This is a genomic window from Sanguibacter gelidistatuariae (genome assembly GCF_900096585.1).
Lineage (GTDB): Bacteria > Actinomycetota > Actinomycetes > Actinomycetales > Cellulomonadaceae > Sanguibacter > Sanguibacter gelidistatuariae.
The window spans coordinates 266,078-291,490 of sequence record NZ_FMYH01000003.1 but is presented as its reverse complement, the minus strand read 5'-3'; the positions used below and the strand labels follow the sequence as shown (position 1 = coordinate 291,490).

Below are 25,413 nucleotides of genomic sequence, written 5' to 3'. Positions count from 1 at the left end.
GGTCGGCCCGACCGCTTCGCCAGGGACCGCCCTGTCCCTGGCGCCCGAGCGGGCCGCCCCTTTGACCAGCCACGCGGGTCCGCCGGGACTATGCCGTCGGGCCTGCGTGGCCGTTCAGCTTCGGCCCCTCGATGGCCGGGCACGTGTCCATGACGACATCGAGCCCAGCCTTCGACGCGCGCTCGGCCGCGGCGTCGTCGATCACCCCGAGCTGGAGCCACACCGCCTTCGCCCCCACCGCGATCGCCTGGTCGACGACGTCTCCGGCCAGGTCGGAGCGCACGAACACGTCAACGACGTCGATCTGCCCCGGGACGTCGGCCAGGGACGGGAAACCGCGGGCCCCGTGCACCGTCTCGGCCTTGGGGTGGACCGGGACGATCTCCATGCCGGTCCCCTGGAGATACGTGGCGATCGAATAGGCAACGCGCGCGGGGTTGTCCGAGAGCCCGACGACGGCCCACCGGCCCGGTTCGGTCAGCAACCGGCGGATCACCGCGGGATCGTTCGTGTGTGTCATACCCCCACACAACCACACTCTAAAGTTGTCCTCCAGGCGGCGGGATCGTGCCCGGTGCTGCGCTCTGCAATCGACGGTGATCGCGATGGGACCTGACGTGACACAAAGCCCTGAGGAAACCACCACCCGCGCCCCGGACGCTGCCGAGGCAGCGCACCCGCCCGCGGGCCACCCGGCAGGAACGTTCGGTGCCCGGCGGTGGTTCGCCGTGGTGATCGTCGGCCTGGTCGGCCAGATCGCGTGGACGCTCGAGAACATGTATCTCAACGTCTTCGTCTACGACACCATCACCGACGACCCGACCGCGCTCGCGGCGATGGTCGCGGCGAGCGCCGTCGCGGCGACGATCGCCACGCTGCTGATCGGGGCGGTCAGCGACAGGCTCGGCAAGCGCCGCATCTTCATCGTGGTGGGCTACCTGCTCTGGGGCCTGTCGACGACGGCCTTCGGTTTTGTCTCAGTCGAGGGCGTCGGGCAGCTCGTGCCCGTGATCGACGCCGTGGTCGCGACGGTTCTCGTGGTGATCCTGCTGGACTGCGTGATGACGGTCATCGGGTCCAGCGCCAACGATGCCGCGTTCAATGCGTGGGTGACCGACGTGACCACCGTGAGCAACCGCGCCAAGATCGAATCCGTGCTGGCGGCCTTGCCGCTGCTCAGCATGCTGATCGTCTTCGGCGCCCTCGACGGCTTCACACGCGCCGGCCAATGGCGGGAGTTCTTCGCCATCATCGGGTTCGCGACGATGCTGGTCGGAGTGCTGGCCTGGTTCCTCATTCGCGATGTACCCAACCCGGCCAGGCAGAGCGATCGGGTGTTCCGCTCGATCGCGCACGGGCTGCGGCCCTCCGTCGTGCGCTCAAACCCGGCGCTCTATCTCGCGCTCAGCACGTGGGCGGTCTTTGGCATCTCCACCCAGATCTTCCTGCCGTACCTCATCATCTACATCCAGCGCACGCTGAAGATCGAGGAGTATGCGCTGGTGCTCGCCGTCGTCCTGCTCGGCGCCGCAGTGGCCAGCGTGCTGGGCGGTCGGGTGATCGATCGGATCGGAACCGTGCGGTCGATCCTGCCGATCGCCGCGATCTACGTGCTCGGCCTCGCCCTGATGGCGATCGCGCGCGACACGGTCTTCGTGATCGTCGCCGGCCTGTTCATGATGAGCGGATTCATGCTCATGACGGCGGCCATCGGCGCATCCGTGCGCAACTTCTCTCCGAGGGACCGCGTCGGCTCCGTGCAGGGTCTGCGCATGATCTTCGCCATCCTGCTGCCGATGCTGATCGGCCCGTTCATCGGCGCCGCCGTCATCCGCGGGGCCGGGGAGACCTACGAGGAGCTCGGCGTGGCGAAGCAGGTACCCACCGCCGGCATCTTCGTCGCCGCGGCAGTGGTGACCCTGTTCGTCCTCATTCCAGCGCTCGCGCTGCTGCGGCGGGAGCGCGAGCGATGAGCCGCGCTCCACGCCCCGCACTGACCCGCCTGCTGACGCCCTGGGGTGAACAGCTCGACAGCGAGAATCCGCTGCCGGAATACCCGCGCCCGCAGCTCGTGCGGGAGAGCTTCCAGAGTCTCAATGGACGGTGGCGTTACGCGATCACGGCGACGGATGCCACGCCTGGCGGGTACGACGGCGACATCATCGTGCCGTTCTCCCCGGAGGCCACGCTCTCCGGGGTCGAGCGCCAGCTGCAGCCGACGCAGTGGCTGCACTACGCCCGCGCGTTCGAGCTCGCGGCCGAGCTGGTACCAGGCGCGGGAACGCGGCTGCTGCTGCGCTTCGGCGCGGTCGACCAGAGCTGCACGGTCTGGTTGAACGACGTCGAGCTCGGCTCCCATGTCGGGGGATATCTGCCGTTCACCTTCGACGCGAGTGCGGCGGCTAGACCCGGCGTGAACGAGCTGCGCGTGCGGGTCAGCGATCCGAGCGACGACGGGCAGCTCTCCCGCGGCAAACAGAAGCTTGACCGTGGTGGCATCTGGTACACGGCACAGTCCGGCATCTGGCAGACGGTGTGGTTGGAGTCCGTGCCGATCGTGTGCGTCGACGCCGTCGAGATTCTGCCGCTGGCCGGGCTCGACGCCATCGAGATCACCGTGCGCACACGCGGCGACGTCGGTCCGGATTCCGTGCCGGCCACCGTGCAGGCCACCGTGCAGGCACTGATCACGGTGCGCGACGGCGATGCCGTCGTGGCCCACGCGACGGCCATGATCGGGGCGCCGACGCGGATCGACATGCCGGGAGCCCGCCTCTGGTCACCCGAAGATCCCTTCCTCTACGACGTCGAAGTGACTCTCGGAACCGACACCGTGGTCAGCTACTTCGGCATGCGCACCTTCGGTATCGGCCCGGATTCCTCCGGACTGCCGCGACTGCTGCTCAACGGTGAGCCCTACTTCCACGCGGGCGTGCTCGACCAGGGGTACTGGCCCGACGGCCTCTTCACGCCACCGAGCGACGCGGCGATGGTGCACGACATCGCGACCGCCAAGCGCCTCGGCTTCACGATGCTGCGCAAACACATCAAGATCGAGCCTATGCGGTGGTATTACCACTGTGACCGACTCGGCATGCTCGTCTGGCAAGACATGGTCAACGGAGGCGGCCGGTACAAGCCCGTCGTCATCACCGCACCAGTGCTGGCGCCGCTGCGCCTGCGCGACTCGCGACTTCGGGCCTTCGCCCGCTCAGATGCCGCCGGCCGGGCGCACTGGACACACGAGATGTGCGACACCGTCGAGCTGCTGCGCTCGGTCGTGAGCATCGCGGCCTGGGTTCCGTTCAACGAGGGGTGGGGTCAGTTCGACGCGCTCGAGGCCACCCGGCTGCTGCGCGGCCTGGACCCGAGCCGCAGCATCGACCACGCCAGCGGCTGGCACGATCAGGGCGGCGGAGACATGACCAGCCTGCACGTGTACTTCCGGCCATTCCGGATGCCACGGCGGCGCCGCGGGACGGCCGAGCGCGTCGTCGTGGTCTCGGAGTACGGCGGCTACAGCCAGCGCCTGCCCGGGCACAGCGTCAGCGAGCGAGAGTTCGGCTACAAGCGCTTCGGCGACGCAGGGGCCCTCACGGCGGCGTTCGTGCGCCTGCACGAACGCGAGATGATTCCCGCGGTCGAGCGGGGGCTGTCGGCCACCGTGTACACCCAGCTCACCGACGTCGAAGACGAGACGAACGGCGTGCTCAGCTACGACCGGAGGGTTCTCAAGCTCGCGGAGGAGGACGTGCAGTCCGTGAACGCGCGGCTGCGACTGCCTGTGGTGACGGACCATGCCTGGGCCAGTCCGTCCACGGGTGCCAGGCAAGCTCCGCTGCCATGATGGGGCGATGACACCCGACCTGTGGCTCACCGGTGATCCCGAGGCCGACCACCTGCTCTCGACCGATCCCTTCGCGCTGCTCCTCGGCATGCTCCTCGACCAGCAGGTGACGATGGAGTCCGCCTTCGCCGGTCCGCGCAAGATCGCCGAGCGGATGGGTTCCCTCGACGTCCACGCGATCTCGGTAGCCGCGCCGGAGGACTTCGTGACGCTGTGCGCCACGCCGCCGGCGGTCCACCGCTACCCGGGGTCGATGGCCGGGCGGATCCAGGCCGTGGCCCGGGCGATCGAGGACTCCTACGGCGGCGACGTCACCCGGCTGTGGACCGACGGGTCCCCCGACGGCCCCGAGGTGCTCCGCCGGCTCAAGGCGCTGCCGGGCTTCGGTGAGCAGAAGGCACGGATCTTCCTCGCCCTGCTGGGCAAGCAGTATGGCGTCGAGCCCGAGGGGTGGCGCGCGGCCGCCGGCCCCTACGGCGAGGACGGCGCCCGACGGTCGATCGCCGACGTGACCGACGACGCGAGCCTCCATGAGGTCCGCGCGACGAAGCAGGCCGCGAAGGCCGCCGCCCGGGCGACTAAGACCTAGCGACCTAGACTGGTACCCATGCGCGCAACAGTGATCTACGGCGAGCGCGACGTTCGCCTCGACGACGTTCCCGATCCCCAGATCCTCCTGCCCACCGATGCCGTCGTCCGGGTCGTGGCGGCCTGCGTATGCGGTTCGGACCTGTGGTCCTACCGCGGGATCGCGCCGACCCCGCACCCCCGGCGGATCGGGCACGAGCTCGTCGGGATCGTCGAGGAGGTGGGCGCGGGCGTCCAGGCGATCGCCGTCGGCGACTTCGTCATCGCGCCGTTCTACTTCTGCGACAACACCTGCGTGAACTGCGCCAACGGCGTGAGCACGTCCTGCCTGCACGGCGGATGGTGGGGCTCGACCGACCGCGACGGCCACCCGGTCGACGCCGCGCAGGGCGAGCGCGTCCGGGTCCCCTGCGCCGACGGCACCCTCGTCGCGACCCCCACCATGCCCGACGACGCGCTCATCCCCTCCCTGCTCACCCTCGCCGACGTGATGGGCACCGGGCATCATGCCGCGCTGTCCGCCGGGGTCACCGCCGGCAGCACAGTTGCAGTCGTGGGCGACGGCGCCGTCGGGCTGTGCGCCGTGCTCGCCGCCAAGCGGCTGGGTGCCTCGCAGGTCGTGGCCATGTCGCGGCACGCCGACCGCCAGGCGATCGCCCTCGAGTTCGGGGCGACGGGCATCGTCGTCGAGCGGGGCGACGCCGGGGTGGCGCGGATCAAGGAGCTCTTCGACGGAATCGGGCCGGACGCCGTGCTCGAGTGCGTGGGGACCGCGGAGTCGATGGACCAGGCCATCCGGTCCGTGCGCCCCGGTGGCACGGTCGGCTACGTCGGGGTGCCCAACGGCGGCCCTGAGCTGCCCGTGCGGACGTTGTTCAACTCCAACATCGGGGTCAACGGCGGTGTGGCGCCCGTGCGCGGGTACATCGAGGAGCTGCTGCCCGAGGTGCTATCCGGCGCGATCAACCCCGGCCGGGTCTTCGACCTCGAGCTGCCCCTGTCCGACGTCGCCGAGGCCTACGCCGCGATGGACGAACGCCGCGCCACCAAGGTCCTCCTCCGCCCCTGACGCCGGCCCCTGCCCTCCCCCACCGCGCCGGCCCCGCCGGCCCGCCGGCCCCGCCGGCCGCTGGCCCCACCGGCCCGCTGGCCCGACCGGCCCCAGCTGTTCCGCCTCTCCTTCCGCTGAGTGCGGTCGTTTGGCTGCCCAAACCGGACACCGGGCAGCCATTCGGCTGCACTCAGCGGAGGGTTGTCCACAGGGGGCGACGGATCGGGGTGCAGGGCGCCGCGCGGCGTGAGGATGAGGGATGGACACCTTCACGATCCAGCAGGGACTCGCCCTCGGGCTGACCCGGGCCACCATGCGCTCGCGAAGGTTCACCGCACCCTTCCACGGCGTCCGGGTCGAAGGCCCGTGCCCCACTTCGGTCGACGCCCGGTGTCACGCCGCCCTCCCCCTCCTGCCCGACGACGCGGCCTTCAGCCACGTGACCGCGCTCGCCCTGCTCGGGGTCGAGGTCCCGTGGCGCCTGCAGTCTGACCCGCTCGTGCACGTCACGACCCGCCGGCGCGAGACCCGCCCGCACCGACCCGAGATCGCGGCACACCTGTGCACCCAGGCCGCCCTCGACATCGTGCAGGTGGGGGCGCTGCCGGTGACCTCACCGGAACAGACCTGGTTGCAGCTGGCCCACTACCTGCCGCTCGCGGACGTCGTGGTCCTCGGCGACGCGATGCTGCGCCGGGTGGAACCCGTCACGGACCTCGGCCGGCTCGAGTCACTCATGCTCCACACGCACAAGATGCGCGGCCTCACCGCGTGCCGCGCGGCGCTCGAGCTCATGGTCGCCGGGACCGACTCGACTATGGAGACCCGCACCCGGCTCGTCCTCGTCGCCGCCGGGCTGCCGTGCCCGGAGGTGAACACCCCGGTCTATGACGACGCCGGACACTTCGTCGCGCTGCCCGATCTCCAGTACCACCGGCTCAAGATCGCGATCGAGTACGACGGCGACGTCCACCGCACCGACCCCGCCGCCTGGCGCCGTGACATCGAGCGTTGCCACGGGCTTGAGGACGCCGGGTGGCTCATCATCACTGCGACGGCCGACGACGTGCTGCGCCACCCCGAGCGCCTGGTGGCCCGGGTGTCCGCGGCGGTGCGGCGCCGGAGCGGCGAGCATGTCTGGGCCCAGGGGTAATCAGGGCATGTCCGTTGACCCACCGGATCGCCCATGAATTGCTAGCGCGCAAACACTTATATAGAGCACCAGATCTTCTCGACCGTGGATGCGCTGTGCCCGTTCCGCCAGCCCCTGTGGGCCACGGTCGGTGACGAGTTCCAGGCGGTGTTCGACGATGTCGCCGCCGCCCTGCGGGCCACCGCGATCGCTCAGCTGCTCTTCTCCCCCGAGGTCGACTGTCGTTTCGGGCTGGGCCTGGGAGAGCTGCGCACCGTCGGAGACGATGCGACGATCCAGGACGGATCGGCATGGTGGTTCGCCCGGGAGGCGATCGTCGAGGCCCACAGCAGAGAGGACAAGGCCAACCCCTATCTACGCACGTGGTTGGCCTCCGACGATTCGCGTCCGGACATCGCTGCGATCGTCAACTCCTACCTCCTCGTTCGCGACCACACGATCCGCAGGATGAACCCTCGCGAGCGATGCGTTGCTGCCGGTGCTTTGCTTGGCAGGCGGCAGTCCGAGCTCGCGACCGAGGAACGCATCTCCCAGTCGGCGGTCTCGCAGAGCCTCCAGCGATCGGGCGTAGCGACGCTCGTGGCGGCCCACCAGGTGCTCGACGAGCTGGGCACCTGATGACCGCGTCGGTCTTGGTCCTCCTGATCGGCCTCGCCGACATCGTACGGTCGGGGCTCACCTGTGGGCACCGTATCTCTCGTCGGCCCGCTCAAGGGTGGACGACTCATCGGCAGCCTCACGAGTTGGACGATCTCGGCGGCAGCAATTCTCTACCTCGCGGCAAGCACTCTTTGATCCCGCAGAACTGCCTATACCCATATAAGCAGTTGCGATGAGCATGAGACTCAGTCCGCGGCGACCGCCCCACGACCGTCCGCCCAACCGCGCGCGTACGCCTCGGCGCTGCCCTCACGGAACATGTCCTGATCCGGATCGCGGACCAGGACCCGTGCACCTGGGCCGTCGTCATCCAGCACGTGCTTGGCCAGACCGCGGACGATGGCGACCGGTCGCCCGGTGGCTTTGCCCTTGACCAGCTCGGCGGCGGCGGCGATCTCGTCGGCCACGGCGGTCACGGTGACCGTGAGCTCGCGTCCGTGGGAGTCCGTCCCTCCGCGCAGGTCGTCGAGAACCGCCAACCCGGCGGCGCCGATCGCGATGTCGGTCAGGCCGTTGCGCCAGGCGCGCCCAGACGTGTCAGAGACCACGACCGCCACGCTGACACCGTGGATGCCGCGGACGGCCGCTCGGAGCCGGCGCGCGGAGGCGTCGGGGTCGACCGGCAGCAGCAGCACGGTGCCGTCGGGGGTGTTGCTCGCGTCCACCCCGGCCGCGGCCATGACCAGGCCGAGGCGGTTCTCCACGATCCGCAGCACACCACCCGGATGCTCGCGGGTGGCGACCACCCGAACGGTCTCGTCCGTGATGGCCTGCTCGCGGTCGGCCGCGGCGATCATGCGCCCCTCGGCCTTGGACACGATCTTGCTCGTCACCACGAGCACGTCGCCGTCGACCAGGTCGGTGAGAACGGTCGCGAGCACTTCAGCGAGGTCGTCACCATCGCAGACCTCGCCGATGCCGGATGGTGCCCAGATGCGCAGCTGCGCCTCCGGATCAGAGACGACCGGTTCCGCCGAGGGCGGCACCGGGCTCACCGGACGAGCTTGGGCAGCACGTCGCGGCCGAAGGTCTCGATCCACTCGCGCTGGTTGCGGCCCACGTTGTGCAGGTAGATCCGGTCGAAGCCGAGGTCGACGTACTTCTGGATGTTCGCCCGGTGCACGTCCGGGTCGGCGGAGATGACCATCCGGCCCTCGAAGTCCTCGGGGCGCACGAGCTTGGCGATCTGCTCGAACTCGAACGGCGAGCGGATGTCCGCCTTCGGGAACTTCATGCCGCCGTTGGGCCACTCGGTCATCGCGTTCACCATGGCCTGCTCGTCCGTCTCGGCCCAGGACAGGTGGATCTGCAGGACCTTCGGCATGGTCAGCGGGTCGCGGCCGGACTCGCGGGCACCGTCGTCGAACTTGCCGAAGAGCATGGAGATCTTCTCGAGCGGCGCGCCCACGGTGATGAGACCGTCGGCGTGCTTGCCGGCCCGCTTGGCCGTGACCGGCCCGGCGGTCGCGACGAGAATCTCCGGGGCGACGTCGGGCATGGTCCACAGGCGTGTCGACTCGAGCTTGTAGAACGGCCCCGAGTGCTTGACGTCCTTGCCAGCGAGCGAGGCCGTGAAGAGCTTCTTGATGATGTCGATCGCCTCGAACATGCGGTTGATCCGCTCGGGCGCCTCGGGCCAGTACTGGCCGACGATGTGCTCGTTGAGCGCCTCACCCGACCCCAGACCGAGCCAGTGCCGGCCGGGGTACATGGCTGCGAGCGTCGCGGAGGCCTGGGCGACCATGGCCGGGTGCCAGCGGAAGGTCGGGGCGGTCACCCCGGGGCCGATGTCCCCGCGGGTGCGCTCCCCCAGCGCGGCGAGCACGTTCCACACGAAGGCGCTCTGACCCTGCTGGGGAACCCACGGCTGGAAGTGGTCGGCGGCCATCACCCCGCTGAAGCCGTGCTGCTCGGCATACTCGGACAACGTGATGATGTCGGTCGGGTGAAACTGCTCAAGCATCGCGGCATAGCCGATGGTCAGGTCCATAGAACGACCTTAAGCCCCGTGGCCCGGGTGGCACCCACCCACCCGCCAGATGGACGGCGTCGGGCAGACGGCGGCGGGCGGGCGGCGGCGGGCGCACAAGCCCGTCGCCGCTCGTGGACCCCCCTCGCTGAGTGCGGGGAAATGGCTGCCCAAACCGGACATCCGGCAGCCATATGACCGCACTCAGCGAGAGAGTGAGGGGCGGGAGGGGGCGGGAGGGGGCGGGAGGGGGCGGGAGGGGGCGGATGGAGAGGTGTCAGGTGAAGAGGGGGGTCAGGGCGGCGTACTCCTCGACTGAGCCGTCGCGCAGGCAGACCTCGATGATCTGGCGACCGAGCGGGTCCAGGTCGTCGGTGAGGAACTGCGTGAGCTCGCTCTTGAAGAAGTCCGTGATGATCTTCGCCCCGGCGTCGTACGCCTCGAAGCCCACCTGCGACTGCAGCTCGGGCCGCAGGAACGTCGGCCGGATGAGCTGGCCGTCGATCTTCATCTCCTTGAGCGTGTAGCCGAACAACGAGCAGCGGGAGGGGGTGAGCTCCTCGGCGCGCAGCTTTCCGCCGCCGCGACGGGCGAGGTACTCACGGGTGAGCCACTCGGCCGCGAAGTCCACCTTGTACGCGCCGATGTGCTGGTTGGGTGTCAGCACGTAGCGGGTCCGGTCCATGTCCACGATCTGGCGCAGCAGCAGGTTCGCCGCGGCCACCTTGGTGCCGGTCGCGAACGGCCAGTACGAGCCGACGCCCTCGGCGACCATGCCGCCGTGGGCGAGCTTGTCGGTCGCCGTCTTCGACTCCCCGATCGAGGGGTTCTTGTCCCCGCGCGGGGCGATCAGCCGCCAGATCCAGGCGAGCGACGGCGGCACGATGTGGGTCATGCCCATGATCCCGTAGGTCGGGTTCTCGCGGGTGCAGGCGGGCATCCGGGCACCGAAGGTGCGCACGTCGACCTCCTCGGCGCCGACGACGTCCGTCATCAGCCGACGTGGCACGACGACGCGCGGGTTGGGGCAGCGCTTGCCGTTCGAGTCGAGTGTGTGCTCCCACGGCAGGACCGTGGCGTCCGGGACGCCCTCGATGTTGAAGAAGACGAGCGGCTGGTCCGGGTGGATGCAGGCCCGCTCGAGGTGCACGTCCTGGCCATAGCCGGTGAGGTTGTCCACCCGTACGAACCAGCCGTCCTCGGCGTCGGCCACCACGAGGCGACCCTGGCCGGTCTGCAGGTCGATGTGGCACAGGGTCATGTCGTCGGTGACGGGGGCCAGGGCGCTCGTCTCACCGAGGGTGATGACGTAGGGCTCGTCGGAGACGACGTTGGTGCCGAGCAGGATCCGGCCGTCCTCCTGGCGGCGGATCTCCTGGCACATCTCGGACTTGCCACCGCCCGAGGCGCCCTCATGCATGATCACGGTCTCGTTCTCGTACGGCGTTGTCACCCGGACCGACGACGCGTGCGCGGTGACCCAGCCCTCCTGCTCCCCGACGTCGAGGAGGACCGAGAACACGCCCTTCTTTGCGCTCGGGCCTGGGTAGAGGTTGTAGGCGAACACCTCGTGCAGGGTCTCGGAGCGGTCGTGCACCACGACCTGACGGCCCTCGAAGTGGGTGTGGCGGAACGGTGGAGCGACGTAGAGGATCGAGCGCGGCTCGAAGGGACCGAGCTCGTCGAAGGTCACCCAGCCCTGCAGGTCCACCAGGGTCAGCGCGAAGAAGGCGGAGTTGACCGGGCAGATCGCGAGCGAGGGGTAGCCGTGCGTGAGGCCGCCGGCCTTGAAGGGCACGACGACGAGGTCCTGGCCTGCGAGCCAGTCGAGGGTCTGCGCCTTGACCGACGCGAACTCGGTTCCGAAGATGTCGCGGTAGCGGGGCTTGTCGGTGGGCAGGTCGTCGGCGATGCGCATGCAGTCCGGGTCCCGGCGGCGCATGTAGTCCTCGGGGTAGTTCACGGCGATGCCGTTCTTGCACCGGACCACCTCGGCCTCGGGCACGGGTGTGCCGAAGACGTCGTACTCGACGGTGAACCTCGGACCGCCTTCGGGGCCGAGGGCCAGCTGGTAGAGCTCCTCGCGGGAGGACGGGATGATGACGTTCGCGCAGGCGTCCAGGGCGGCCTGGACCGCAGGGGGAAGGACCATGCCGGCGGGAAGCGTCCCGGTGCCTCGCGCGGTCAGGCTGTCGATAAGGGTCATAGCTGCTCCAAGGTCGGACCTCACGTACGAGGGCGTCGGATCATCAGCCTGGCGCATCCACTCTTCGCCCAGGCCTTTGCTTGGAGATTACGAGCCGATGACCATCTGGACCAGGGACCTTTGACTAGATCTTCTGGAGGACGCCGCCACCAGGACGCGGAATACGTGGGTGCTCAGCCTGAGGTGAGCGAGAGCCAGTGCACCCGGCGCTCGGCCTGGACAGCGGGGTCCGCGACGGGCGCGGCCGCGAGCAGCCGCTGGGTGTACGGGTCCTGGGGCGAGCCGAGCACGTCCCGAGTCGGGCCCTGCTCGACGATCCGACCCTCGTGCATGACGGCGACCCGCCCGGTCACCCGCTCGACGACCGCGAGGTTGTGCGAGATGAACAGGCAGGAGAAGCCGAGCCGCTGCTGCAGGTCGGCGAAGACATCGAGGATGCGCTGCTGGACGGACACGTCGAGCGCGCTCGTCGGCTCGTCCGCGATGAGCACCTCGGGGTCGAGCGCAACCGCACGAGCGATCGACACCCGCTGCCGCTGCCCACCGGAGAGCTCGTGGGAGAAGCGGTCCGCAAGATCCGGCGAGAGCTGCACGAGCTCGAGCAGGTGCGCGACCTTGTCCCGCGCCGCCGTGCCGCGCAGGTCGGTGTGCAGCCGCAGCGGTTCACCGATCGCCTGGGCGATGGTCCACCGCGGGTTGAGCGTCGAGGCCGGGTCCTGGAATACGACGCCGACACGCCTGCGCACGCCGAGCTGCTCCTTGCGCGGGGCCGTGCGCAGGTCCACCTGGCAGACCCGGACCGTCCCGGAGGTCGCGGGGACGAGGCCGGCGAGCACCTGCCCGATCGTGGACTTGCCCGAGCCGGACTCCCCCACGAGACCAAGCATCTCCCCGCGCTCGATGCGCAGCGTGACGCCGCTCGCGGCATGGACCGGGGCGGAGCGGCGCGAGCCCGGGTAGACGACGTGGAGATCGACGAGGTCGATCGGCGGGGGCAGGACGGCCTCCACCCGGCCGGTCGGCGCGCTCACCAGGGACGTCGCCGTGGTTGTGGCCGTCTTGGTTGTGGCCGTCTTGTTCGCGGACGCGACGGCCCCGAGGTGCGGGACTGCGTCGAGCAGCTCGCGTGTGTACGCGTCCTCGGGCGCGGCGAAGAGCCGCGCGACGGGCGCCTGCTCGACGATCCGGCCAGCGCGCATGACGACGACGTCGTCGGCGAGGTCGGCCACGACGCCCATGTCGTGCGTGATGAGCACGATCGCGGTGCCGCGGGTGTCGCGCAGCGTGCGCAGGAGCCCGAGGATGCCCGCCTGAACGGTCACGTCGAGCGCGGTCGTCGGCTCGTCCGCGATGAGGGCGACGGGGTCCGCGCTGATCGCCATGGCGATGAGGGCGCGCTGGAGCTGGCCGCCCGAGAGCTGGTGCGGGTAGGAGCGGGCGATCCGCTCGGGGTCAGCGAGCCCGACCTCACGCAGGAGCTCAAGAAGGCGCTCACGCGCCCGCGCCCGGGTGACCTTCGAGTGCACCCGGATGGCCTCGATGATCTGCCACCCGATCGTGAGCACAGGGTTCCAGGCGTTCATGGGCTCCTGGGAGATGAGGCCGACGACGCCGCCGCGGACCGGGAGGAGCTGCGCGGGAGTCGCACCGACGAGTTGCATGGACGCGCCACCGCCCTCGCCCACACCCTCAGTCGGCGCGAGCCGGACGCTGCCCGTGACCTCGGCGGTCGCGGGCAGCAGGCCGAGCACCGAGAAGGCCGTCACGGACTTCCCGGAGCCGGACTCGCCCACGAGGGCGAGCACCTGCCCGCGGTGCAGCGTCCAGGAGACGCCGTCCACCGCGGGCCGGTCCTGGCCCTCGAACTGGACGGTCAGCCCCTCGACCGTGACGAGGGGCTGACCACCGATCAGATCGTCGCTCACTTGGCCAACGACGCCTTGAGGTAGTTCGGGTACGCCGGGAACGACGGGATGTAGAAGTTCTCGACGTTCGAGCCGTGCAGGAACGAGTTCCGCGTGAACACCAGCGGCACGACGGGTGAGGCCGCCATGATCGCCTCATCCGCCTGGGCCCAGATCGCGCCGGCCTTGACCGGGTCGATCTCGGCCGTCGCCTGGGCGATCAGCGCGTCCACGGCCGGGTCGGAGAAGCGAGCGATGTTCCACCCGCCGTTGCCGATCTGGCTCGAGTCGAACAGCGGCTGGATGTTGCCGTTCGCGCTCGGGAAGTCGGGCTGCCAGGCGCTCACATTGAGGTCGTAGTCACCGTCGCCCTGGGTGAGCGTCTGCGTCGCGGCAAGCTGCGCCTCGGGCTTGATGGTCACCTTGAAGCCGGCCCGCTCGAGACCCTGCTCGATCGCCTGCGCCTTGGACAGCGAGACCGAGTCGTCCTCGGAGACGAGGATGAGCTCACGGCTGGCCGGGTCCCAGCCCGATTCGGCGAGGAGCGCCTTGGCCTTGTCGACGTCGCCGCCGGCCGGGGCCTCGTAGAGGTTGAAGTCGACTCGGCCCTGGATGCCCGGAGTGATCAGCGTCGTAGCGAGCGCACCACCGGTCTCTCCTCCGGACGCGACCTGGAAGGCCTGCTTGTCGGTCGCGTACTGGATGGCTTGGCGGACCTTGACGTTGTCGAGGCCGTCACGCTCCGTGTTGATCGCCAGGTAGGCGAGCGCGCCGGCGTCGGACGTCACGAGGCGCTCCTTGGCGGAGGCGTTGTTGGCGACCTGGGCGAGCTGGGCCGGCGGCACGAAGGTTGCGCCAAAGGCGTTCTTGTCGGCCCCCGAGTCGGCGATCAGGCGCTGCGCGGTGACGGTCGCGTCCTGGCCGAGGGAGAAGACGATCTGGTCCGGTCCGGCCGTACGCACGTCGTCCGTAGCCTTGTCCCACTTGTCGTTGCGCTCGAGCGTGATCGAGACGCCGCTCTTGGTCTCGGCGACCCGGTACGGGCCCGAGGCGACGGGCTGCTGGGAGTATGTCGCGACGTCGTCCTTGGCCTCAGGGACCGGGGCGAAGGCGGGCTGCGACACGATCCACGGCCAGTCACCGTAGGCAGACGTCAGGTGGAAGACGATCGTCTTGTCGTCCGGCGTCTCGATCGAGGGCAGCTCAGCCCCGGCGAACGGACCGGTGTAGGTGTCCCCGCCCTCGAGCAGGCTCTTGTGGTAGCTCAGCCCACCGGAGAGCTCGGGCGCGAAGGAGCGCTCGATGCCGTACTTGATGTCCGCGGACGTGATGGGCGTGCCGTCCTCGAAGAACAGGCCGTCCTTGAGGGTGTACGTCCACGTCGTGCCGTCCTCGGAGACCGTCCCGGTATCCGTGGCGAGGTCCGGCACGACGACACCAGGCTTGCCGGGCTCGACGCCCCACGTGGTCAGGCGACGCTCGACGAGTCCGAGTGTCGTGATCGCGAGGTTCTGGCTCTCGGCCGGGTCCCAGTTCACCTCGGTCGCGGAGGTGAGGATCGTGAGCGTGCCGCCGGCGACGGTGTCCGTGGTGGAACCCTGCGTGCCGGTCGAGGAGTCGGCGTTCTTGTCGCCGTTGGCGTTGCACCCGGTGAGCGCGATGGCGACGACGGCCGCTGCTGCGGCCGTCTTGAGCGCCGTCTGGCGCAGGGACCGGGGGGAACGGGAACGTTGTGCGTTCATGGTGGTCGGGCCTTTCACTGCTGAGATTCTGCAATTTCACTTGGAATCGGGGCGGCGCTGACTCAGCGCTGTGTACATCGCCTCGGGGGACTCGAAGGATCTGGGCGGCGGATCATGCGCGTGCCCGCGGGTCCAGGACCCCGTAGACGAGGTCGACGAGGAAGTTGGCAACGATGATGACGGCGGCCGAGAACAGCGTGACGCCGACGAGGACGGGCAGGTCGAAGTTGCCGACGGCGTCGAGCAGAAGTGCTCCCAAGCCGGGCATCGAGAAGACCTTCTCTGTGATGACGGCGCCGCCGAGCAGGCCTCCGAGGTCGAGGCCGAACAGGGTGATGACGGGGATCATGACGTTGCGCAGGGCGTGCCGGGTGATGACGCGCTGCTCCGTGAGCCCCTTCGCCCGTGCGGTGCGGATGAAGTCCGACCCCATGACATCGAGCATCTGGGCGCGGGTGAGCCGGGCGTAGACGGCGGCCATGAGGATCGCGAGGACGGTCCAGGGCAGCACGAGGTGCCAGGCCCAGTCGAGCGGGCTCTCGGTGAACGCGACGTAGCCGGAGACCGGGACCATGTTGAGCGTGAAGCCGAAGAGCAGGATGCCGAGCAGCCCGACGAGGTAGCTCGGGGCAGACACCCCGGCGATCGCGCCGATCATGACGGCACGGTCGATCACCGTCCCCCGCTTGATCGCGGCGACGACCCCCGCGGCAACCCCGACGACGAGCCAGAGCACCGCGGCACCGATCGCGATCGAGAAGGTGACCGGGAGGCGGCTCGTGATGAGGTCCGTGACGGACTCGTTGAGCCGGAAGGAGTACCCGAGGCACGGGGCCGCGCAGTCGATCGCCGTCGCGCCGCTGCCGAAGGTGCGCCCCGCGAAGATCCCGCCGAGGAACAGCAGGTACTGCTTCCAGCTCGGCAGGTCGAGGCCCATGTACCCGCGGGCCGCCTCGAGCCGCTCGGGAGTGCACGGGCGTCCGCAGGCGAGCTGGGCCGGGTCTGCAGGGAGCAGGACGAAGACGGCATACGTGAGGGCGGAGACCACGAGCAGCACGATGATCATGCCGGAGGCCTTGCCCAGGACGAACCGGGCCGTGCGGGCCGCACTCGTGCCGGTGCGCACGGTCGTCACCGGGGCGCTCACGAGCGGACTCCGCGCGAGCGGGGATCGAGGGCGTCGCGCAGGCCGTCGCCGAACACGTTGAAGGCAAGGGTGATGAGGAACAGGGCCACTCCCGGGAAGACGAGGTACATCGGGGTCACGGAGAACCAGGTGACGGCGTCACCGATCGACCGACCCCACGACGGGGTCGGCGGGGCCACCCCCACACCAAGGAAGGACAGCGCGGCCTCGGAGCCGATCGTCGCCGGGATCGTGATGGTCGAGAAGACGACGATCGTGGCGGACAGGTTCGGCAGGATCTGCCGGAAGAGGATGTGCCCGTGACTCGCGCCGAGCGCGGTCGACGCCCGCACGTACCCCTGCTTGCGCAACGCGAGCGTCTGTCCGCGGACGACGCGCGCGATCGAGGCCCAGCCGAAGAAACCGATGATGACGACGAGCAGCACCAGTCGCGGGAACGACACGGGGACGATCGCGCCGAGCGCGATCATGAAGATGAGGCTCGGGAACCCGAACATGACGTCGATGATGCGGCTCGCGACGGTGTCGACCCATCCGCCGAAGTATCCGGCGACGAGTCCGACGACCGTGCCGAGGAGCATCGCGAGGAACGTGGCACCGAGCCCCACCACGAGCGAGGTGCGCGACCCGTAGACGACGATCGAGAAGAGGTCACGGCCCGTGAGCGGCTCGACGCCGAACCAGTGGGCGGCGCTGATGCCCCCTCCCCATCCTGCCGGGGCGCCGCTGCTGTCGAGCGCGTCGAGGTGGTACGTGTATGGGTCGTTGCCCGAGAGCGAGGAGAGGAAGGGGGCGAAGATCGCCACGAGGACGAAGACGACGATCGTCACGAGGCCGGCGATCGCCAGCCGGTCTCTGCGCAGACGGCTCAGCAGCGTGCTGCTGGAGCGGGAGGTCTTCATGCTCGCGACGGGACCGACGATGTCGTGGTCGAGAGACATGAGCGCAGGTCCTTAAGGGGTCGTGGAACGGAGGCGGTGACGGCTGAACCGACAACACATTCCGCTCACGGTTGCTTCCCTGTCTGCGAGATTCGCTCGAACGACCCGGCGGGCGCTCGTCACCGGCGAGGAGCACTGCTCCTCGTTCGCGGTCCGCTCACCCTACGCCGTCTCGCCATGCATTATCAGACGTATCACTTTTTGAGATGCGTATCACTTCTTGAGATTTGATGGTCCGCGCCGGGACGCGCCAGCGGCGTCCACCCCTCGACCGTGCAGGAATCGGGGTCGCCGATCGCCCACTGGCCCCCGGCCGGCTTGTCCCGACAAGATGAAAACGGAACGAGGACAGCATCGGGGCCTGAATCTGGGAAGATAGGTCCCATGAGCTCATCTGCTGACTTCCCCGCGCCCGCGAACGCCCCGACCCCGCCGCAGTCCCTGGTGGCCACGGTCAAGCAGGTTCCGGACAAGGTCAGCCTGGACGGCCTCGAGGGCCAGTGGGACGCCGCGTGGTCAGAGCAGGGCACCTACGCCTTCGACCGCACGGCCGAGCGCGCCCAGGTGTACTCGATCGACACCCCGCCGCCGACCGTCTCCGGCTCGCTGCACGTTGGTCACGTCTTCAGCTACACCCACACCGACGTCGTCGCCCGCTTCCAGCGCATGCGCGGCAAGTCCGTCTTCTACCCGATGGGCTGGGACGACAACGGTCTGCCCACCGAGCGCCGGGTGCAGAACTACTACGGCGTGCGCTGCGACCCGTCGCTGCCGTACACCGAGAACTTCGTGCCGCCCTTCGAGGGCGCCGAGGGCAAGAGCGTCAAGGCTGCCGACCAGCAGCCGATCAGCCGCAAGAACTTCGTCGAGCTGTGCGAGCGCCTCACCGCCGAGGACGAGCAACAGTTCGAGGCGCTGTGGCGCTACCTCGGCCTGAGCGTCGACTGGAAGCACCACTACCAGACCATCGGGCAGACTGCCCAGGCCACCGCGCAGACCGCCTTCCTGCGCAACCTCGCCCGCGGCGAGGCCTACCAGGCCGAGGCCCCGGGCCTGTGGGACGTCACGTTCCAGACCGCCGTCGCCCAGGCCGAGCTCGAGGCACGCGACTACCCCGGCCACTTCCACAAGGTCGCCTTCCACGCCCCCGACGGCTCGAAGATCTACATCGAGACGACCCGCCCCGAGCTGCTCCCGGCCTGCGTCGCGCTCATCGCGCACCCCGACGACGAGCGCTACCAGCACCTCTTCGGCACGACCGTGCGCTCCCCGCTCTTCGACGTCGAGGTGCCGGTCATCGCGCACACGGCCGCTGAGCCGGACAAGGGCGCGGGCATCGCCATGTGCTGCACCTTCGGCGACCTCACCGACGTGCAGTGGTGGCGCGAGCTGCAGCTGCCGACCCGGTCGATCCTCGTCCGCGACGGCCGCCTGACCCGCGAGGTCCCCGAGTGGCTCACGTCCGAGCGCGCCGTCGCGCTCTTCACCGAGCTCCTGGGCAAGACGACGTTCTCCGCTCGCTCGGCGATCGTCGACGCGCTGCGCGAGTCCGGCGACCTGGACGGCGAGCCGGTCGCCACCCAGCGCAAGACGAACTTCTTCGAGAAGGGCGACAAGCCCCTAGAGATCGTCACGAGCCGCCAGTGGTACATCCGCAACGGTGGCCGCGATGCGGACCTCAACACCACGCTGCTCGCCCGCGGTGACGAGCTGAAGTTCCACCCCGAGTTCATGGCCGTGCGCTACTCCAACTGGGTGGGCGGCCTCAACGGCGACTGGCTCGTCTCACGCCAGCGCTTCTTCGGTGTGCCGATCCCTGTCTGGTACCCCCTCGACGCCCACGGCGAGCCGCAGTGGGACGCCCCGATCGTCCCGGACGAGGCCTTGCTGCCCATCGACCCGTCCTCGGACTCGCCCGCGGGCTACACCGCGGACCAGCGTGGTGCAGCCAGCGGCTTCATCGGCGACCCAGACATCATGGACACCTGGGCGACGTCGTCGCTCACCCCGCAGATCGCCGGCGGCTGGCTCACGGACCCGGACCTCTTCTCCCGCGTCTTCCCGATGGACCTGCGCCCCCAGGGCCAGGACATCATCCGCACCTGGCTGTTCTCCACGGTCGTGCGCTCCCACCTCGAGCACGGCTCGCTGCCTTGGGCCAACGCCGCGATCTCCGGCTGGATCCTCGACCCGGACCGCAAGAAGATGTCCAAGTCCAAGGGCAACGTCGTGACCCCGATGGGCCTGCTCGAAGAACACGGCTCCGACGCCGTCCGCTACTGGGCGGCCTCGGCCCGCCTGGGCACCGACGCGGCCTTCGAGGTCGGGCAGATGAAGATCGGCCGCCGCCTGGCGATCAAGGTCCTCAACGCGAGCAAGTTTGCGCTCTCCTTCGCCGGTGAGGGCGAGGTCAGCCTCGACCCCGCCCGGGTCACCGAGCCGATCGACCGCGCCATGCTCGCCGGTCTGGCCGACGTCGTGGACCGCGCGACCGCGGCACTCGAGTCCTACGACCACACCAAGGCCCTCGAGGTCTCCGAGACGTTCTTCTGGACGTTCTGCGACGACTACCTCGAGCTGGTCAAGGACCGTGCCTACGGCGCCGGAGCGGTTGACGTCTCCCCCGAGACCGACTCGGCCCGCACCGGGCTGGCCATCGCGCTCGACACGCTGCTGCGTCTGTTCGCACCGGTCCTGCCGTTCGCGACCGAAGAGGTCTGGTCCTGGTGGCGCGAAGGGTCCGTGCACCAGGCAGCCTGGCCCACCTCGGGTGGCCTGCGCGAGGCAGCCGGGGACGCCGACACGTCGGTGCTCACCGCGGCCGGTCACGCCCTCGCGGCGCTGCGCAAGGTCAAGTCCGAGGCCAAGGTGTCCATGCGCACGCCGATCCTGCTCGTCGAGCTGGCCGTGCCCCGCCCGTACCTGCACGCGATCGAGTCGGCCCTGGTCGACGTCCGGGGAGCCGGTCGGGTGACCGGGGAGCTCCGGCTCGACATCGCGGCCGACGGCCTGGGTGACCAGGCCGTCCAGGGCGGCATCGTCGTCGTGCAGTCCGAGCTGGGCGAAGCCGAGGCCAAGCAGCCTCGCGGCTGACCCACTCCAGTCCTGCAAGTCACCAGCCCTGCCAGTCCCCCCAGCCCCGCCGCTCAGCGCCGAGAAAGGCACACCATGCGCGAGTTCTCCTCACCCAGCGTGGTCGACGTCTCCGAGGAGACGTCGATCAACACCCTGCTGGCCACCCGGGTGGCCACGGCCGGGGGCGGGGTGCTCATCGAGCGCAAGGCCCACCTCGGCGACACGTGGATCCCGATCACCGCGCGGGAGTTCCAGGCGCAGGTCACGGCCGTGGCCAAGGGCCTGGTCGCCCACGGGATCGCGGTGGGCGACCGGGTCGCGATCATGTCCCGCACCCGCTACGAGTGGACCCTGCTCGACTTCGCGATCTGGGCAGTGGGCGCCGTCCCGGTGCCGGTGTACGAGACGAGCTCGGTCGAGCAGATCCGCTGGATCTGCTCCGACGCCGGCGTGCGGCTCGCCATCGTGGAGACCACCGCGCACGGCGTCCTGCTCGACGACGCGCGCTCCACCCTCCCCGGCGTCGAGGCCGTCCTCGTCATCGACGAGGACGCGATCGAGACGCTGCGCGCCGCCGGCAGCGCGATCACCGACGGCGAGATCACCGCCCGCTCCGCCGGCGTGCGGGGAAGCAGCCTCGCCACGATCATCTACACCTCCGGGACCACCGGGCGGCCCAAGGGCGTCGAGCTCACGCACTGGAACTTCGTGTACCTCACCCGCAACGGGGTCGGCGGCCTGGGCGAGGTCTGCGCGACCCCCGGCTCTCGCACACTGCTGTTCATGCCGCTCGCGCACGTCTTCGCGCGGTTCATCGAGGTGCTGTGCGTGACCTCGGGGGCGGTCATGGGGCACACCCCCGACACCCGGAACCTGCTGCCCGACCTGGCGATCTTCCGACCGACCTTCCTGCTCGCCGTCCCGCGGGTCTTCGAGAAGGTCTACAACTCCTCCGAGCAGAAGGCCGGCACGGGGACGAAGCTCACGCTGTTCCGGTGGGCGGCGAAGGTTTCCATCGCATACTCCAAGGCCAGCGAGACCGTAGGTGGTGCCCCCTTCCCCCTCAAGGTGCAGCATGCCCTGGCCGGCGTGCTCGTCTACCGCAAGCTGCGCGCGGCGCTGGGCGGCACCCGGTACGCGGTCTCCGGCGGTGCACCGCTGGGCGAGCGGCTGGGTCACTTCTACCGCGGCATCGGGCTGACCGTCCTCGAGGGCTACGGCCTCACCGAGAGCACCTCCGCGACCGCCGTGAACCTGCCGGGCCTGATCAAGATCGGCACGGTCGGCCCCGCGTTCCCGGGTACCCGCATGCGGATCGACGACGACGGCGAGATCCTCATCGGCGGCGACCACCTCTTCCGCGGCTACCACAACAACCCCGAGGCCACCGCGGAGGCCCTGGTGGACGGATGGTTCCGCACGGGCGACCTCGGCTCCCTCGACTCCGACGGATACCTGCGGATCACCGGTCGCAAGAAGGAGATCATCGTGACCGCGGGCGGCAAGAACGTCGCCCCCGCCCTGCTCGAGGATCGCCTGCGTGGGCACCCGCTCGTCAGCCAGTGCGTCGTGGTCGGCGACCAGAAGCCGTTCATCGCCGCGCTGGTCACCCTGGACGCAGAGATGCTGCCCGGCTGGCTGCGCAGCCATGGCCTCCCAGCCATGGACGCGGCAACTGCGAGCCGCAGCCCGGAGGTTCTCGAGGCGCTCGACCGGGCCGTCGAGCGCACGAACGAGGCAGTCTCCCGGGCCGAGTCGATCCGCAAGATCCGGGTCCTCACGACCGACTTCACGGAGGAGAACGGGTACCTGACCCCGTCGCTCAAGGTCAAGCGCTCCCTTGTGCTCAAGGACTTCATGCCGGAGATCGAGCAGATCTACACCAAGTACTGATCGTGGCCCACAGCCCGATCATCTCGATCGACGCGGTGGACTTCACCAAGGTGCACTACGCGGCCGTCTTCTTCATCTCCGTCGTCGACGACGGGTCCTGACTGCACGACCCATGGCCCTGGTCGGACCCCCGCGACGTCGTGGGGGTCCGACCAGGGCAGGTGGCCGCCGTGCCGGCGGCCAGGCCGATCAGGCGAGGTTGTTGATCCGGGTGCTGTCCGAGGACAGGCTGGGAGCGAGTCCATCCCCCGGTGTGCCGTCGTCGTGCCAGCGCAGCACCGCACCGACGCCGTCACCGAGGGACACCGCGTCGGTGGGGACGAAGGTCAGCCCGGCGTCCTGGCCCAAGGCGGCCCGCACAAGAGCGACCGTCGCGGGCAGCTGATATGCACCGTCCGTCACGGCGAGCTCGGCGAGCCCTGCCTGCGTGAGCGCGACCTGCAGCGGCTCGGAACCGACCCACACCTCCTGCGCTCCGAGCTCGGTATCGGGGCCGTACTCGTCGGAGAGCAACAGCTCCCGCACCTGCCCGCGAGCGAGGACGGCGACCACGCTCTCCAGGCCGCTCACCCCGCCGATGTTACGGCCCCGCTCCGCCCGGAACATCTCGAGCACCTCGTCGCGACGTCGTGCACGGAACTGCGCCAGCGCCTGGCTGATGTTGGCCTCGAAGGCGCCCACGTTGACGCCCGGTCCGCGGGCCCCTCCGGCCACGTCCACGACCAGCTCAAGGGTCTTCTTCCCCAGCTCCGCCCGCAGCAGGGCGACCGCCCGGACGTCGCCGGTGAGCAGGATCAGCTCGGGCCGGTGCGCCGCGACCTGGCGTTCGATCTCGGCCGCGACGATCTCCGCGTTGCGCTCCCAGGAGTCCTCAGCGCGGGACTCGAGCCGCTTGTGCGACATTCCCCCGGTCGCGACCTTGTTGATCACATCGTGGCCGCCCTCGATCGCCTCTGGCTGCGAATACGGCAGGTGCCCACCGGCCTCGGACCAGGTGAGATCGGCACCCTGCCTGTCGACGACGACACGCAGGTAGTCGACCGACTCGTCGGCTGCGCGGGCTGCCTGGAGCAGCTCGGGCACGGGACCGTAGGTCGCCTTCTGGACCGCGGGCGGGTCCTTGATGATCCGATCGACGAGGATCCCGTCACGGAGGTTCGCAATCATCACCCGGCCGTGCGGTCCGCCGATCCGGGTGGGCCGGACCACCTCGTCCTCGATCGAGGCGATCACTGCGGCGTCGGCGCCGTCCTTCTCGAGGGAGCGCCTCAGCCCCTTCCACCTGTTCTCCACCTCTCGGTCGCCTTCACCGGAGCGGGTCACGTCGATGTAGACCGTAGCGAACGGGCCGGGTGTTCCCAGAAGCGGCTTGAGCCAGTCAATCTTCATGCAGAGACCTCGTGCCTTCCGTCGGGGGCGGACGGCCCTGGAACGGGTCGACCGCGGGCACTTCAGTCTCTGTCACCCGGAGGGGCCCCGCCACCCCACGTCAGTCCTCAGCGGTTCAGCGGCCGGCACGCACCGGTCTCAGGAATACGTGTCGAGGACACCCGCGCGGCCGTGCTCGGCCGCGATCCGCTCATGGTGACGGATCACCTCGGAGACGATGAACTCGCGGAACTTCTCCGCGAAGGCCGGATCGAGACCGGCCTCGAGGGCGATCGTCGTCAGTCGCTCGATCTGCAGCCGCTCGCGCAGCGGGTCGGCGGGCACCACCCCGCCCTGCGCCTTGAGCTCACCGACTCGTTGGGTGAACTTGAAGCGTTCGGCGAGCAGGTACACCAAGGCCCCGTCGACGTTGTCGATGCTGGACCGCAGGCGCAGGATCTCGTCCCGGATGGCGGGTTCTTGGGTCGGGTCAGATCGGTCGTCCGGGGACGTCATCGACTCAGGCGCTCTTCTCGCGGGGGGCGGACTTGCCACGCGAGCTGCGCGGCACGAGCGTCGGGTAGACGTTCTCCAGGACGACCTCACCCGTGATGACGACCTTCTCCACGTCGTCGCGGCTGGGCACCTCGAACATGACCTGCTGGAGGACCTCCTCCATGATGGCGCGCAGCCCTCGGGCACCGGTCCCGCGCAACAGGGCCTGGTCGGCGATCGCCTCGACCGCGTCCGTGGTGAACTCGAGCTCGACCCCGTCGATCTCGAACATCCGTTGGTACTGCTTGATCAGGGCGTTGCGAGGTTCGGTGAGGATCTGCACGAGTGCGCTCTGATCGAGCGGCTTCACGGTCGTGATGACCGGCACACGGCCGATGAACTCGGGGATGAGCCCGAACTTCAACAGGTCCTCGGGCATGACGTCGTCGTAGGCGGTGGACTCGTCGACCGTCTGCAGCGGCGCACCGAAACCGATCCCGTGCTTGCCCGCCCGGGAGGAGATGATCTCCTCGAGCCCGGCGAACGCACCCGCCACGATAAACAGGACGTTCGTCGTGTCGATCTGGATGAATTCCTGGTGGGGGTGCTTGCGCCCGCCCTGCGGCGGGACCGAGGCCGTCGTGCCCTCGAGGATCTTGAGCAGCGCCTGCTGGACACCCTCGCCGGAGACGTCACGGGTGATCGACGGGTTCTCCGACTTGCGGGCGATCTTGTCGACCTCGTCGATGTAGATGATGCCCATCTCGGCCTTCTTGACGTCGTAGTCAGCGGCCTGGATGAGCTTGAGCAGGATGTTCTCGACGTCTTCCCCGACGTAGCCGGCCTCGGTGAGCGCGGTGGCGTCGGCGATCGCGAATGGCACGTTGAGCATCTTCGCGAGGGTCTGGGCGAGGTAGGTCTTGCCACAGCCGGTGGGGCCGATCAGCAGGATGTTCGACTTCGCAAGCTCGACCTGGGAGGAGTCCTCCCCGACCGAGCGGGTGCCCTCGCTAGCCTGGATGCGCTTGTAGTGGTTGTAGACGGCGACGGCGAGCGACCGCTTCGCGCCTTCCTGGCCGATCACGTACTGCTCGAGGAAGTCGAAGATCGCGCGGGGCTTGGGGAGCTCGACCATGCCGAGCTCGGCGGCCTCTGTGAGCTCTTCCTCGATGATCTCGTTGCAGAGCTCGATGCACTCGTCGCAGATGTAGACGCCCGGGCCTGCGATGAGCTTCTTGACCTGCTTCTGGGACTTCCCACAGAAGGAACACTTCAGCAGGTCAGCGCCGTCACCGATGCGAGTCACAGTAGGTCTCCTCCCGGTCCGCTCCCGTGCGGAGCGATCGTCGTCCCGCGCCGCTGCACGGTCTTGTG

General features: G+C 69.3%; 19 protein-coding genes. 8 read left to right on the top strand and 11 right to left on the bottom strand.

Translation table 11 applies throughout. From position 1 onward, the window contains the following. Positions 1-88: 88 nt before the first annotated feature. The gene (locus BLQ50_RS09055; protein WP_093183011.1) at positions 89-520 is read right to left on the bottom strand and encodes a CoA-binding protein; all 432 of its coding nucleotides are present in this window, start codon (positions 518-520) and stop codon (positions 89-91) included. Positions 521-617: 97 nt separating this feature from the next. Here BLQ50_RS09055 and BLQ50_RS09050 point away from each other — a divergent pair, with 97 nt between their 5' ends. From BLQ50_RS09050 to BLQ50_RS09025, 6 genes are all read left to right on the top strand, one after another. Then, on the top strand, positions 618-1,973 hold the full coding sequence (locus tag BLQ50_RS09050) for an MFS transporter (protein WP_245701032.1): 1,356 nt from the start codon (positions 618-620) through the stop codon (positions 1,971-1,973). Continuing rightward, entirely contained in the window at positions 1,970-3,847 is a 1,878-nt protein-coding gene (locus BLQ50_RS09045; RefSeq protein ID WP_093183010.1) for a glycoside hydrolase family 2 protein, read from the top strand. The genes BLQ50_RS09050 and BLQ50_RS09045 overlap by 4 nt, the downstream gene beginning before the upstream one ends. 7 nt (positions 3,848-3,854) lie before the next feature. Continuing rightward, positions 3,855-4,436, top strand: coding sequence for an HhH-GPD-type base excision DNA repair protein (locus BLQ50_RS09040; RefSeq protein WP_093183008.1), 582 nt, complete (start codon positions 3,855-3,857; stop codon positions 4,434-4,436). Positions 4,437-4,454: 18 nt separating this feature from the next. Then, a complete protein-coding gene (locus BLQ50_RS09035; protein WP_093183007.1) occupies positions 4,455-5,504 on the top strand; it encodes a zinc-dependent alcohol dehydrogenase family protein in 1,050 nt (349 codons plus the stop codon). Between the two features lie 241 nt (positions 5,505-5,745). Then, positions 5,746-6,639, top strand: a complete 894-nt coding sequence (locus tag BLQ50_RS09030; protein ID WP_093183006.1) for a hypothetical protein — start codon at positions 5,746-5,748, stop codon at positions 6,637-6,639. An 84-nt stretch (positions 6,640-6,723) separates the two neighbouring features. Further along, positions 6,724-7,257 carry a SatD family protein gene (locus tag BLQ50_RS09025; RefSeq protein WP_175559078.1) on the top strand — a complete coding sequence of 178 codons (534 nt, stop codon included), beginning with the start codon at positions 6,724-6,726 and terminating at the stop codon, positions 7,255-7,257. Positions 7,258-7,484: 227 nt separating this feature from the next. On the opposite strand, the gene BLQ50_RS09020 is transcribed toward BLQ50_RS09025, so the two are convergent. From BLQ50_RS09020 to BLQ50_RS08990, 7 genes are all read right to left on the bottom strand, one after another. Further along, positions 7,485-8,294: a coenzyme F420-0:L-glutamate ligase gene (locus BLQ50_RS09020; protein ID WP_093183003.1), complete on the bottom strand. Its 810-nt coding sequence runs from the start codon at positions 8,292-8,294 to the stop codon at positions 7,485-7,487. Further along, the gene (locus tag BLQ50_RS09015) at positions 8,291-9,289 is read right to left on the bottom strand and encodes a TIGR03557 family F420-dependent LLM class oxidoreductase (protein ID WP_093183001.1); all 999 of its coding nucleotides are present in this window, start codon (positions 9,287-9,289) and stop codon (positions 8,291-8,293) included. The genes BLQ50_RS09020 and BLQ50_RS09015 overlap by 4 nt, the downstream gene beginning before the upstream one ends. Positions 9,290-9,545: 256 nt before the next feature. Continuing rightward, entirely contained in the window at positions 9,546-11,474 is a 1,929-nt protein-coding gene (locus tag BLQ50_RS09010) for a DUF4914 family protein (RefSeq protein ID WP_093183000.1), read from the bottom strand. Between the two features lie 173 nt (positions 11,475-11,647). Continuing rightward, positions 11,648-13,399, bottom strand: a complete 1,752-nt coding sequence (locus tag BLQ50_RS09005; protein WP_093182998.1) for a dipeptide ABC transporter ATP-binding protein — start codon at positions 13,397-13,399, stop codon at positions 11,648-11,650. Further along, complete coding sequence (locus tag BLQ50_RS09000) at positions 13,396-15,120, bottom strand: ABC transporter substrate-binding protein (RefSeq protein ID WP_093182997.1); 1,725 nt, start codon at positions 15,118-15,120, stop codon at positions 13,396-13,398. The genes BLQ50_RS09005 and BLQ50_RS09000 overlap by 4 nt, the downstream gene beginning before the upstream one ends. A gap of 112 nt (positions 15,121-15,232) precedes the next feature. Then, positions 15,233-16,267 (bottom strand): ABC transporter permease, encoded by a 1,035-nt coding sequence (locus BLQ50_RS08995; protein ID WP_281181315.1) that lies wholly within the window; start codon positions 16,265-16,267, stop codon positions 15,233-15,235. Continuing rightward, positions 16,264-17,208, bottom strand: a complete 945-nt coding sequence (locus tag BLQ50_RS08990) for an ABC transporter permease (protein ID WP_093182995.1) — start codon at positions 17,206-17,208, stop codon at positions 16,264-16,266. Before BLQ50_RS08990 ends, BLQ50_RS08995 begins: the two co-directional genes overlap by 4 nt. A gap of 384 nt (positions 17,209-17,592) precedes the next feature. Here BLQ50_RS08990 and valS point away from each other — a divergent pair, with 384 nt between their 5' ends. Both valS and BLQ50_RS08980 read left to right on the top strand, forming a co-directional pair. Further along, positions 17,593-20,301, top strand: a complete 2,709-nt coding sequence (gene valS / locus BLQ50_RS08985; RefSeq protein WP_093182994.1) for a valine--tRNA ligase — start codon at positions 17,593-17,595, stop codon at positions 20,299-20,301. 75 nt (positions 20,302-20,376) lie between these two features. Further along, positions 20,377-22,176: an AMP-dependent synthetase/ligase gene (locus tag BLQ50_RS08980; RefSeq protein WP_093182992.1), complete on the top strand. Its 1,800-nt coding sequence runs from the start codon at positions 20,377-20,379 to the stop codon at positions 22,174-22,176. A 189-nt stretch (positions 22,177-22,365) separates the two neighbouring features. On the opposite strand, the gene BLQ50_RS08975 is transcribed toward BLQ50_RS08980, so the two are convergent. From BLQ50_RS08975 to clpX, 3 genes are all read right to left on the bottom strand, one after another. Next, positions 22,366-23,565, bottom strand: a complete 1,200-nt coding sequence (locus BLQ50_RS08975) for a baeRF2 domain-containing protein (protein ID WP_093182991.1) — start codon at positions 23,563-23,565, stop codon at positions 22,366-22,368. Between the two features lie 138 nt (positions 23,566-23,703). Continuing rightward, the gene (locus tag BLQ50_RS08970; RefSeq protein ID WP_093182990.1) at positions 23,704-24,060 is read right to left on the bottom strand and encodes a chorismate mutase; all 357 of its coding nucleotides are present in this window, start codon (positions 24,058-24,060) and stop codon (positions 23,704-23,706) included. Between the two features lie 4 nt (positions 24,061-24,064). After that, a complete protein-coding gene (gene clpX, locus BLQ50_RS08965; RefSeq protein WP_093182988.1) occupies positions 24,065-25,345 on the bottom strand; it encodes an ATP-dependent Clp protease ATP-binding subunit ClpX in 1,281 nt (426 codons plus the stop codon). Between the last annotated feature and the right edge of the window lie 68 nt (positions 25,346-25,413).

Coding starts and splice junctions, on each gene's coding strand:
- BLQ50_RS09055 (WP_093183011.1), bottom strand. CDS start 520: ATGACACACACGAACGATCCCGCGGTGATCCGCCGGTTGCTGACCGAA.
- BLQ50_RS09045 (WP_093183010.1), top strand. CDS start 1,970: ATGAGCCGCGCTCCACGCCCCGCACTGACCCGCCTGCTGACGCCCTGG.
- BLQ50_RS09040 (WP_093183008.1), top strand. CDS start 3,855: ATGACACCCGACCTGTGGCTCACCGGTGATCCCGAGGCCGACCACCTG.
- BLQ50_RS09035 (WP_093183007.1), top strand. CDS start 4,455: ATGCGCGCAACAGTGATCTACGGCGAGCGCGACGTTCGCCTCGACGAC.
- BLQ50_RS09030 (WP_093183006.1), top strand. CDS start 5,746: ATGGACACCTTCACGATCCAGCAGGGACTCGCCCTCGGGCTGACCCGG.
- BLQ50_RS09015 (WP_093183001.1), bottom strand. CDS start 9,289: ATGGACCTGACCATCGGCTATGCCGCGATGCTTGAGCAGTTTCACCCG.
- BLQ50_RS09010 (WP_093183000.1), bottom strand. CDS start 11,474: ATGACCCTTATCGACAGCCTGACCGCGCGAGGCACCGGGACGCTTCCC.
- BLQ50_RS09000 (WP_093182997.1), bottom strand. CDS start 15,120: ATGAACGCACAACGTTCCCGTTCCCCCCGGTCCCTGCGCCAGACGGCG.
- BLQ50_RS08990 (WP_093182995.1), bottom strand. CDS start 17,208: ATGTCTCTCGACCACGACATCGTCGGTCCCGTCGCGAGCATGAAGACC.
- valS (WP_093182994.1), top strand. CDS start 17,593: ATGAGCTCATCTGCTGACTTCCCCGCGCCCGCGAACGCCCCGACCCCG.
- BLQ50_RS08980 (WP_093182992.1), top strand. CDS start 20,377: ATGCGCGAGTTCTCCTCACCCAGCGTGGTCGACGTCTCCGAGGAGACG.
- BLQ50_RS08975 (WP_093182991.1), bottom strand. CDS start 23,565: ATGAAGATTGACTGGCTCAAGCCGCTTCTGGGAACACCCGGCCCGTTC.
- BLQ50_RS08970 (WP_093182990.1), bottom strand. CDS start 24,060: ATGACGTCCCCGGACGACCGATCTGACCCGACCCAAGAACCCGCCATC.